The organism is Kitasatospora sp. NPDC093558, assembly GCF_040683475.1.
Lineage (GTDB): Bacteria > Actinomycetota > Actinomycetes > Streptomycetales > Streptomycetaceae > Kitasatospora.
In genome coordinates, this window is sequence record NZ_JBFBDY010000197.1 from 1 (window position 1) to 10,971 (window position 10,971).

General features: G+C 74.0%; 9 protein-coding genes. 4 read left to right on the top strand and 5 right to left on the bottom strand.

Features of this window, described 5'->3' with window-relative positions; all coding sequences use genetic code 11:
- On the bottom strand, positions 1 to 707 hold a 707-nt coding region (locus tag AB0O00_RS19605), incomplete at its 3' end, for a DUF4192 domain-containing protein (RefSeq protein ID WP_363653417.1).
- Positions 708 to 936: 229 nt separating this feature from the next.
- Between AB0O00_RS19605 and AB0O00_RS19610 the strand changes: the two genes are divergently transcribed.
- Together AB0O00_RS19610 and AB0O00_RS19615 are read left to right on the top strand one after the other, a co-directional pair.
- A complete protein-coding gene (locus AB0O00_RS19610; protein WP_363653419.1) occupies positions 937 to 3,135 on the top strand; it encodes a RecQ family ATP-dependent DNA helicase in 2,199 nt (732 codons plus the stop codon).
- A 377-nt stretch (positions 3,136 to 3,512) separates the two neighbouring features.
- Complete coding sequence (locus tag AB0O00_RS19615) at positions 3,513 to 4,184, top strand: hypothetical protein (RefSeq protein WP_363653421.1); 672 nt, start codon at positions 3,513 to 3,515, stop codon at positions 4,182 to 4,184.
- Positions 4,185 to 4,417: 233 nt separating this feature from the next.
- On the opposite strand, the gene AB0O00_RS19620 is transcribed toward AB0O00_RS19615, so the two are convergent.
- From AB0O00_RS19620 to AB0O00_RS19630, 3 genes are all read right to left on the bottom strand, one after another.
- On the bottom strand, positions 4,418 to 5,101 hold the full coding sequence (locus tag AB0O00_RS19620) for a hypothetical protein (protein WP_363653423.1): 684 nt from the start codon (positions 5,099 to 5,101) through the stop codon (positions 4,418 to 4,420).
- A 101-nt stretch (positions 5,102 to 5,202) separates the two neighbouring features.
- Entirely contained in the window at positions 5,203 to 5,901 is a 699-nt protein-coding gene (locus tag AB0O00_RS19625) for a ribonuclease HII (RefSeq protein WP_363653425.1), read from the bottom strand.
- A gap of 142 nt (positions 5,902 to 6,043) precedes the next feature.
- Positions 6,044 to 6,757 carry a TetR-like C-terminal domain-containing protein gene (locus tag AB0O00_RS19630; RefSeq protein ID WP_363653427.1) on the bottom strand — a complete coding sequence of 238 codons (714 nt, stop codon included), beginning with the start codon at positions 6,755 to 6,757 and terminating at the stop codon, positions 6,044 to 6,046.
- 168 nt (positions 6,758 to 6,925) lie between these two features.
- On the opposite strand from AB0O00_RS19630, the gene AB0O00_RS19635 reads away from it, so the two are divergent.
- Positions 6,926 to 8,473, top strand: a complete 1,548-nt coding sequence (locus AB0O00_RS19635; protein ID WP_363653431.1) for an MFS transporter — start codon at positions 6,926 to 6,928, stop codon at positions 8,471 to 8,473.
- 154 nt (positions 8,474 to 8,627) lie between these two features.
- On the opposite strand, the gene AB0O00_RS19640 is transcribed toward AB0O00_RS19635, so the two are convergent.
- Complete coding sequence (locus tag AB0O00_RS19640) at positions 8,628 to 10,280, bottom strand: DUF4173 domain-containing protein (protein WP_363653429.1); 1,653 nt, start codon at positions 10,278 to 10,280, stop codon at positions 8,628 to 8,630.
- 612 nt (positions 10,281 to 10,892) lie between these two features.
- Here AB0O00_RS19640 and AB0O00_RS19645 point away from each other — a divergent pair.
- Positions 10,893 to 10,971: sugar transferase (locus AB0O00_RS19645; RefSeq protein ID WP_363653433.1), on the top strand; the 79-nt coding region annotated here is incomplete at its 3' end.

The following is a 10,971-nucleotide window of genomic DNA, read 5'->3' on the forward strand; positions in this document are numbered from 1 at the left end:
CAGATCGGGGCGTGCCCGGCGATGTTCGCCTTCCGTGTGCCGCTCGGGGAGAGGCCGGCGATCGTCGCCGCGGTGGCGGCCGGCACCGGGGCGGGGGCCCGGCGGATCGGGTTCCCCGCGGGATCGCAGCAGCCCTCCCGGCGGCAGAGGAAGGACCACCAACGGCCGTCCGAGACGCACAGCGACTCCTTGACCGGCACGCCCCGGCGGGCGAACGCGGCCCGGAGGCCGTCGGCCAGCGGGCGCAGGCCGTCCACCGCCGGCGGCCCGTGCCCCGGGACCGGGTCCTGGCAGAGGTAGAGCAGCACTTGGATCGGCCGGCTGCCGCGCTGTTCGGAGACGTCGACCAGCAGGGCGGCCGTCTCCTCCGCCGCGGCCGGCCACTGCGAGCGGGACGCGGGGATGTCCGCCCGGAGCACCCCGCCCTGGTGGAGGTCGGGGCCGTGCAGGCCCACGGCGACGATGCTGTCGTCGGGGAAGAAGCCCAGGAGGTAGGGCAGCAGCTCGGCCATGTCGGCCGGGCCGCGCATCGTCACCGGCCGATGGCCGGAGGCGGGGCCGAGGGAGAGCGTGACCTGCTCGTCGTTCATGGTGTTGCCGCCGTTCGTCGTGGGGTCGTGGTCCATGCCGTCGCCCTTGTTCGAGGTGCGGCCGCCGTTCTCGGCGCGGCCGTCGTTCTTGCCGTGGTCGTTGTTCTTGGCGTTCATGACGGGAAGCGTGCCGCACCCCGAAATCCCCGTCGGACTTTTGTTTTTTCCTGTGGACAACCCCGGGCCGGAATTCCGCTTCGCTCGTTCGGCGCACGCCACCGCCACTCTCCCGAGTGAAATTTGACTGCCGTTCAACCTAAGAGCGGATGACATACACCCCCGTTCCACCTTTCTCCCCCGCCCCGGCATTCGCCCGTTGTCGGCGCCTCGGGGTTACATGGACGCCATGCAGCCGCACGAGATCCACACCACCGCCACCGCCGCCGACCGCGCCGAGGTCAGGGCGCGGGCCGAGGCCGTCCTGCGCGAGCTGGCCGGCCCCGGCGCCGCCCTGCGCGACGACCAGTGGACGGCCATCGAGGCCCTGGTGGTCGACCACCGCCGCGCCCTGGTCGTGCAGCGCACCGGCTGGGGCAAGTCCGCCGTCTACTTCATCGCCACCGCCCTGCTCCGCGCCCGGGGCGCGGGGCCCACGGTGATCGTCTCGCCGCTGCTCGCCCTGATGCGCAACCAGGTCGATTCCGCGGCCCGGGCGGGCATCCACGCCCGCACCATCAACTCGGCCAACACCGAGGAGTGGGACGCGATCCAGGCCGAGGTCGCGGCCGGGCAGGTGGACGTCCTGCTGGTCAGCCCGGAGCGGCTGAACAACCCCGACTTCCGCGACCAGGTGCTCCCCAAGCTCGCCGCCTCCACCGGCCTGCTCGTGGTCGACGAGGCGCACTGCATCTCCGACTGGGGCCACGACTTCCGGCCCGACTACCGCCGGCTGCGCACCATGCTCGCCGAACTCCCGCCCGGGGTCCCGGTGCTGGCCACCACCGCCACGGCCAACGCCCGGGTCACCGCGGACGTCGCCGAGCAGCTCGGCACCGGCACCGCCGACGAGCACGCCCTGGTGCTGCGCGGCCCGCTCGACCGGGAGAGCCTCACCCTCGGCGTGCTCGCCCTGCCCGACCCGGCGCACCGGCTCGCCTGGCTGGCCGACCACCTCGACCGTCTGCCGGGCTCGGGCATCGTCTACACCCTGACGGTGGCCGCGGCCGAGGAGGTCACCGCGTTCCTGCGCGAGCGCGGCTTCACCGTGGCCTCCTACTCCGGCCGCACCGAGGACGCCGAGCGCCGCACCGCCGAGGCCGACCTGCTGGCCAACCGGGTCAAGGCGCTGGTCGCCACCTCCGCGCTCGGCATGGGCTTCGACAAGCCCGACCTCGGCTTCGTCGTGCACCTGGGCTCGCCCAGTTCCCCGATCGCCTACTACCAGCAGGTCGGCCGGGCCGGTCGCGGCGTCGACCGGGCCGAGGTGCTGCTCCTGCCCGGGCGCGAGGACGAGGCGATCTGGCGCTACTTCGCCTCGCTGGCCTTCCCCCCGGAGGAGCAGGTGCGCCGCACGATCGACGCGCTCGCCGAGGCCGGCCGGCCGCTGTCGACGGCCGCGCTGGAGCCCCGGGTGGACCTGCGCCGCACCCGGCTGGAGACCATGCTCAAGGTGCTCGACGTGGACGGCGCCGTCCGCCGGGTCAAGGGCGGGTGGACGGCCACCGGGCAGAGCTGGGAGTACGACACCGCCCGCTACGCCAAGGTCGCGGCCTCCCGCGAGGCCGAGCAGCGGGCGATGCGCGAGTACGCGGCGGCCACCGGCTGCCGGATGGAGTTCCTGCGGCGCCAGCTGGACGACGAGGAGGCCGCGCCCTGCGGGCGGTGCGACAACTGCGCCGGGCCGCTGCACACCCCGGAGGTGTCCGCCGCCACGCTGGAGGCCGCCCGCGCCGCGCTCGGCCGCCCCGGGGTCGGCTTCGAGCCGCGCCGGCTGTGGCCCACCGGCATGGAGGCCGTCGGCGTGGCGCTCAAGGGCCGCATCCCGGCCGGGGAGCAGGCCGAGACCGGCCGGGCGCTCGGCCGGCTGTCCGACATCGGCTGGGGCACCCGGCTGCGCACCCTGCTCGCCGAGCAGGCGCCGGACGTGCCCGTCCCCGGCGAGGCGGTGGACGCCCTGGTGACGGTGCTCGCGGACTGGGCGCGCGGGCCGGGCGGCTGGGCCGGGCCCGCCTCGGCCGACGGCACCCGGCTGGAGCGGCCGGCCGGGGTGGTGACCATGGCCTCCTCGACCCGCCCCCAGCTGGTCGGCAGCCTCGGTGCGCGGATCGCGGAGATCGGGCGGCTGCCGCTGCTCGGACGGATCGAGTACGCGGACGGCCGGCCTCCGCACGGTGCCCGCAGCAACAGCGCGCAGCGGCTGCGTTCGGTGAGCGAAGCGCTGGTCCTGCCGCCCGAGTTGGCGCAGGCGGTGGCCGCCGCGGGCGGTCCGGTGCTGCTGGTGGACGACCTCGTCGACTCGGGCTGGACGGTCACCGTCGCCGCGCGCCTGCTGCGCCGCGCCGGGGCGAGCGCCGTACTGCCCCTGGTGCTGGCCGTGCAGGCCTGAGCCGGGCGGCCCGGACGGCGGGCCGGGTACCCGGACGGACTACTGGACTCACTCGAATGGCCTAAGGGAGGGAGAGATCACATCGGCGGGGCGCCCGCGGAGGACCGAAGACGGGAGAGGGGCGGTGACATTGCGGAACCCAGTTCACGGGCCGTTCACACGGGCCCTCGCCGGGCTGCGGAGATGCCTGAGTAGCGCTTGCGCCACGGTGGAATATATCCGGCAGAACGTGGACTTTCGGGCGGCGTTCATCATTTCATCGTTGCCGCTCCGCCCCCGATGCCCCGAGAATTGGCGGGTACCCGAAACCTGGTCCGGTGGACCCCGCCTTCGGCGTACGCAGGTACCCGCGTGCCCGTGGGTCGGGAAGGAGGATCGTGATCAACGGTATCGGCCGAGGTCAGTCTCCCCTCGCCCGGAGTTCGGCGCCCAGACGGCTGCTGGACCTGGAGACCTGGACCGCCTCGGGGATCCCGTTGCTGCGCGATCCGCGCGACTTCGTCCTGGAGTTGCACCAGCGCCACCTGCCCCAGCCGGGCACGGTCGTCATCGCCGTCCTCGACGCGGTGCACCACCTGAGCGCCTCGGCCTCGTTCACGCCCTGGCCGCACGACACGGACGGCTGGCAGCACCGAAACGCGCTGCTCGCGCACCTGCGCCAGATCACCCCGCACGACCTGCGCCAGCCCGCACCGACCCGCACCGCGGTGCTGCTGCGCTGCCGCGAGGGCGCCCCGGGCTGGACCGAGCAGGACGGGGCCTGGATGTGGGCGCTGCGGGACGCGGCAGTCCTGCACGGACTGCGCTGCGGCTCGTACGTCGCGCTGACCCCGGCCGGCTGGCAGATCCTCGGGGACGGGCGGCAGGGCCGCAATCCGCACGCGGGTTCGTGGGCGGACGGACCGGTCCACACCGTGACGGAGCTGCCCCCGCGCACGGCCCTGGACACCCCGAGCGGCCGGCGCGCGCTGCGCCAGACGTCCGAGCGGCCCTGGACGCCCGCGAGGGTCGCCGCGATCCAGCCGGCCCGCCGCACCGGGACCCGCTGAGCCCGTCAGGCTCGGAGGGCTCGACGGTCTCGACGGTCTCCACCGGCTCAACGCCCTCCACGGGCTCGGCAGGCTCCGCGCGCTCGCCGGGCCCCAAGGGCCCCAAGAACCCCAAGGCCCCCAAGGGCTCCGCGGCCTCCCCGCGCTACCCGACCGGCTGCGGACCACGGCGGGGTACGACGGCCCGCGGGCCCGGCACCGTACGGCACCGGGCCCGGGCGGGACCGCACGCCTCAGGCGCTGACCGGACGGCCGGGCGCCGCGCCGGCGGCACCCGCGGCGGCCGGGCCGGCGTCACCGCAGACCACGAGCAGCACGGACGCGTGGCCGAGCGCCCCGGTGTACGCCTCGGCGGCCCGGGCGGCCGGTCCGCCGTTGGCGACCAGGACGACCACCTCGCGACGGGCCGGACGGGTCAGCGCGGCGTCCGCGTAGAACACGTCCCCGCCCTCGGCGAGTTGCGCCCAGTAGCGCTCCTCGCCAAAGGAGAGCTCGTGCTGCTGCCACGGGTGCGCCTCGCCGACCGTCAGCACCAGGATCTCGCCCGGGCTGCGCCCGGCGTCGAGCAGCTGGTCGACCACCTCGTCGGCGCGCTCCAGCGCCTCGGCCGGGGTGGCCGCGACCCGCCGGACCTCGATCTGCGGTGCGGTCGGCGCCGGACGGCGCGGCGCCGGGCCGGGCTTGGGCGCCGGGCGCGCCTGCGGACCGGGCCGGCCGGCGGTCGGCGATGCCGGGCGCGGCGGCGCGGGACGGGGGCCGGGCACCGGGGCGGGCGCGGCGACGGTGGTGGGTGCGGTGGCGGGTGCGCTGCCGGTGGCAGGCGCGCGGAGGGCTTGTGCGTCCGACTCTCGCGGGAAGGGAACGCCGGGGCCCGGGAGGCTCTCGTGAATCTCCGGCTCCTCGGGGAAGACAGGCATACCCGGATATCTATCAAATGCCGGTCGAACGCGCACGGGCGCCCCACCCGTTGGGCGCCAACGCGTTGCCGGACCCACTCGGGGCAATTCCAGACGGACCGTCAGAAACCGAGCGTCAACTGTTCGTCGGCGGAGCCTTCGGCCGCTTCGAGACCCGGCCGGATCCGCTTCAAGTGACGCCACTTCGGCAGTGCGTCCAAGTACGCCCAGGAGAGGCGGTGGTGTTCGGTGGGGCCGAACTCCTCCAGTGCGGCGCGGTGCACCGGGGAGGGATAGCCGGCGTTGTCGGCGAAGCCGTACGCGGCGTACTGCTCGCCGAGTTCGGCCATCAGCCCGTCGCGGTGGACCTTGGCGAGGACGGAGGCGGCGGAGACGCAGATGCAGGACTGGTCGCCCTTGATCACCGTGCGCACCCGCCACGGGCCGCCGAGGTAGTCGTGCTTGCCGTCGAGGATCACCGCGTCGGGCTCGACCGGCAGCGCCTCCAGGGCGCGGACGGCGGCCAGCCGCAGGGCGGCGGTCATGCCGAGCTCGTCGCACTCCTGCGGCGAGGCGTGGCCGAGCGCGTACGCCGTGACCCAGTCGGCGAGGACCGGCGCGAGCGCGCGGCGGCGCAGTTCGGTGAGCAGCTTGGAGTCGGTGAGGCCCTCCGGCGGCCGGCGCAGTCCGGTGACGGCCGCGCCGACGGTGACCGGTCCCGCCCAGGCGCCGCGCCCGACCTCGTCCAGCCCCACGACGATCTTGGCGCCGGCCCGGCGGAGCGCGCGCTCGACGGAGTGCGTCGGCGGGACGATGGGCATCACAGGCTCCGTTCGGCTGGGCGGCCCGTTCAGCTGGGGCAGCTCCAGCCTAAGCCCGTGGCCGAGGTGCCCCACGCCACGCCGGAAGGGGCCGCCGAGGGCTGCCAAGGGGCCACCGCGGGGAGCGCCGGCCCGGCGCGCCTCAGGCCCGGATCATCGGCATCAGCACGTCGTCGACCAGACGAAACGCGTAGTCGGGCGGCATGTTCTCCCGGCCGCGGATCTTGACCTGGTAGAGCAGCATCGCCGGGGCGACGTCCGCGACCATCGGCGCGACGGCCCCGGGGCGGACCTCGCCGCGCCCCGCCCCGCGGCGGAGGATGTCGAGGATCGTCTCCGTCGTCGGCGCGACCACCCGCTGCACGATGAAGTCCTTGAACAGCTGCGCCTGTTCGTGGTCGAGCTCGCCCATCAGCACCTGCATGGCGCTGCCCGCCCGCGAGTTCATCGCACCCGCGAACACCTCGATGAGCTGCAGGAGTTCGCCACGGGTGGACCCGAGGTCGGGGACGCCGTTGGGGCGTGGCAGAGTGGAGTCCAGGGCGTCCACGACCAGTTCGACCTTGGAGGCCCAGCGCCGGTAAAGCGCGGCCTTGCCGGTCCGCGCCGCAGCGGCGACGCCCTCCATCGTCAGCCGTGCGAACCCGCCGGAGGTGAGCTGGTCGAGCGTGGCCGCGAAGATCGCGTTCTCCAGGTCCTTGCCGCGGCGCCGCACCGGCCGGGTGAGGACCTCGGCGGCCACCCGCACCGAGCACAGGCCCGGCGAGCCGGACACCGTCCGAGCTGCCGGCACCGCGGCCTCCGGGGCCGGGCCGAGCGCCCGGTCCGTCACCTGGCGTCGCACCGAATGATCCATTGCCACCAACCTTAAGGAACGCTTGCGTTCACAAACCGGCCCAGGATATCGTCCACCTTAGTGAACGATCCCGTTCCTTCCTAGCCTGCCGCACGGCGCAGGATCCCCGCCGGACCCGAGGTCCGCAGCACACCAGGCACATAGCCAGCAGGGGGCACTTTCGTGGCTATATCCGACACGCTCAGCAAGAACTCACCACCGCACGGCGGCCCGAGCCGCGGCAAGGGCATCACCCTGGCGGTCATCGCGGCGACGCAGCTCATGGTGGTGCTCGACGCGACCATCGTGAACATCGCGCTCCCCGGCATCAAGGACGCGCTGGGGTTCTCGACCACCGACCTGTCCTGGGTCATCAACGCCTACACCCTGACCTTCGGCGGTCTGCTGCTGCTCGGCGGTCGCGCGGGTGACATCCTCGGCCGCCGCCGGGTGTTCATCTTCGGCACCCTGCTGTTCGGCTTCGCCTCGCTGCTGGGCGGCTTCGCCCAGGACAGCACCCTGCTGCTGGCCGCCCGGGCGCTCCAGGGGATCGGCGGCGCGATCTGTTCCCCGACGGCCTTCGCGCTGATCGCCACCAACTTCGAGGAGGGGCCGGAACGCAACAAGGCGTTCGGCGTGTTCTCGGCGGTGGCGGGTTCGGGCGCGGCGATCGGCCTGCTGGCCGGCGGTCTGCTCACCGAATACCTGGACTGGCGCTGGGTCTTCTTCGTCAACGTGCCGATCGCGGCGCTGATCGCGATCGCCGCGCCGCGCTACATCACCGAGTCCGAGCGCACCGACGGCCGCTTCGACCTGCCCGGCGCGTTCACCTCGACGCTGGGCCTGGTCGGCCTCGTCTACGGGTTCATCCGCGCCGCCAACCCGGACTACGGCTGGTCGGACGGGCTGACGATCGGTTCCTTCGCGGCCGGCGTGATCCTGCTCGCCTCCTTCTTCGTGATCGAGCGGCGGACCGCTCAGCCGATCACCCCGCTGCACCTGTTCGCCAACCGCAACCGCACCGGCGGCCTGGTGATGATGCTCTGCCTGGCCGCGGCCATGTTCGGCATCTTCTTCTACGTCGTGCTCTTCGTGCAGGGCCCGCTCGGCTACAGCCCCCTGAAGGCAGGCGTATCGTTCCTGCCGATCAGCGTCGCGATCATCATCGCCGCTCAGGTCGCCTCCACCCTCCAGGCCAAGTACGGCCCGAAGCCGTTCATGGCCGGCGGCGCGCTGCTGGTCACCATCGGCCTGACCTGGCTGACCCAGATGGACAAGGACAGCGGCTACCTCGACGGGGTGCTCGGCCCCACGGTGGTGTTCGGCTTCGGCATGGGCCTGATCTTCGTCCCGGTCATGCTGCTCTCCGTGGCCGGCGTCCCCGACGAGGAGACCGGCGCCGCCTCCGGCCTGCTCAACTCGATGCAGCAGATCGGTGGTTCGCTCGGCCTGTCGATCCTGACCACGGTGTTCGCCCACTACGCCACGGCCGAGACCAAGCTGCAGATGCCGGCGTTCATGCAGTCGGCCACGCCGGAGCAGCTGGGCTACCTCAAGGAGCACCAGGACTTCCCACCGGGCACGGACGCGGCCAACTCCGTCCTCATCCAGGGCACTTCGCACGGCTTCATCGTGGGCGCCGCGCTCGCGGGGGTCGCGCTGCTGGTCGCGCTCTTCGCGATCAAGGCCAAGGCGAGCGACCTGCCGTCGGAGACCTCCGGCGTCGCGATGCACTGACGCGAGCAGGCGCGCGCAATCGCCTGGAAGAACGGACGGGCCGGCCGGGAGCAACGCGCTCCCGGCCGGCCCGTCCGTCGTTCCGCAGGTCAGCGGTTCAGGTCAGCAGTACGGGTCAGCAGTACAAGTCAGCAGTACAAGTCGGCAGTACGAGTCAGCGGTGCACGCCGATCGTCAACCCCGCCTGCTCGCACGCGCTCGGCCCACGGCTTACGTCCATCAGGGGCCGTGCGGCGAGGATGTCCCGGGCCCGGGCGGAGGAGAGGCTGGCGGCGTACCAGGGCTCGGCTCGGTTCCCCAGGTCGGCGCGGATCAGTTGCAGCGCGCACGCCCGCGGGGCAGGCGGCAGCCGGTCGAGGGCGGGGACGGCGTCCGGCGAGAGGTCGCGGACGTTGCGCAGGTCGATCCGGCCGGTCCGCTCGTAGCGGGCGACGTTCTGCTCGGCGACGATCGCGTCCGGCCCCATCAGCCCGTAGACCACGGCGGCCAGCGCACCGCTGAGCACGACGGCGCGCGGCAGCCAGCCGGCCGAGCGGGTGAGGCCGGCGGCGATGACCAGGGCGAAGACGCCGCCGAGCCAGATCTCCACCACCAGCACCCAGAGCCGGAGCCGGGTGAGCCCCGAGGCGTCTACGTAGAACCACATCCGGCCGAGCGCCGACGCGACGACGGTCAGCGCGAGGACGCAGAGCACGCCGAGCAGGATCCGGGCCAGGCGGCGGTCGGCGGGCGTGGTGCGCGGGGCCCACCGCTGGGCGACGGCGACGACCACGAGCGTCAGCACCGTGATGACGGACAGCTGCCAGAAGCCCTGCCGCGCGTACTCGGAGCGGCTCATCCCGGTGTTGCGCAGGACGGCGTCCGCGCCGCCCAGCACCACCACGGCCTGGATGACCGCGAAGACGGCGAACATCAGGTCGAGCGCGACCAGCGGCAGCGCCCACTCCAGCCGCCCGCGGGCCCGGCCGGGCCGGACCACCGTACGGTCCCAGCGGCGCGGCCCGGCGGCGATGTGCGCGAAGCCGAGCGCGGTGAGCAGCCCGACCGCGAACAGCACGACGCGCCACGGGAGCCGGTCGAGGTCCACGCTGGGGTTGAGGCTGCCGAGGACGTCCGCCATGGCGGCGTCGGCCCCGGAGAACAGCCAGCCGAAGACGACGAGGAGGACGGCGGCGACCGCGAGGGCCTTCAGGACGGGAACGATCCGGCCCCGGCCGCGCAGGCGGTGGCCGGACAGGCCCTTCGCGGCCCAGAGCACGCCCGGCCCGAACTGCCAGAGGACGCCCGGCAGGGCGAGCAGCACGCCCGGCCAGCGGCGGCCGCCGTGCAGCGCGAGCGAGGCCAGCGCCAGCGCGCCGACCACGGCGATCGCCACCGGCCAGCCCGCCTCCCACAGGGCCGGGACGACCAGCAGGGCGAGCGCGAGCACGCTCAAGACGACTGTCCAGGGCCGGACCCGGCGGCCTGCCGCGCGGGCCGCGAGCCCGGCCACGGTCGCCGCGGCGACCCCACAGACCGACAGCCCGACGCCGAGGCCGTCGCCGAGCAGCCAGGCCGTCAGGAACCCGGTGAACAGCGCCGCGCCGACGACCCAGAGCGAGGCGGTGGCCTTGCCTCCGGGGTCGCTGGGCCGCAGCCACGGGAACCCTTCGGGGGCGGGCTTGCCCGGCCCCCACGCAGGCCCGGCGGCAGGTCCGGCGGGTCCGGCTGGTCCGGCGGCGGGCTCCCAGGCGGCCCCCCAGGCGTCGGCGGAAGGCCCGGAAGCGGGTGGCGGATCGGCCGGGGCGGGGCTGGACGGCGCGGACATGAGTCCCCCTCAGTGGTCGGTGGGCAGGCGGGAACAGCCCTCCGGGCAGTCCGCCGGCAGGCGCGCTCGGCGCTGCGACTGGAGCCGACTGTAGACCATTCTGAACAGGTTCAAAAGTCGGATCTGAACGCGTTCAGAACACTCCGACCACCGGGGAGTCCCCGCCTACCCCTGCACCGAACCCGCGAGCAGCCCACGGACGAAGTACCGCCGGAGACCGAAGAAGACGATCAGCGGGACGACGAACGACAGGAACGCCCCCGCCGTCAGCAGCTCCCAGCGCCCGCCGAACGACCCGGACAGCTGCGTGTAGAACGAGCGCAGCAGCGGCGCGACCAGGCGACCAGGAGCAGCAGCACGGCCGGTCCGAGGCAGACGGCGACGGCCAGCTGGCCCGCCCGCGAGGAAGATCAGCAGCAGGACGCCGAGGAAGCCGGCGACCGCGCCGAAGGTGTTGCCGAACTTGATCGCCGCGTCAGCCCCACGCGCCGCCGGCGAGCGCGGCGGCGGAGGGCGGGGTGCCGGGTACGGACATGGCTGCCCGTCCCTCCTGGTGCCGGTGGGAAGGGGGCGGGCGGTGCGGGTGGGTGGCCCCGCTCCCAGGACCACCGGATGGGCGCCGTCGGCCGGCTGCTGCGCAAGAGCTCGCTGGACGAGCTGCCGCAGCTGTGGAACGTCCTGCGCGGCGACA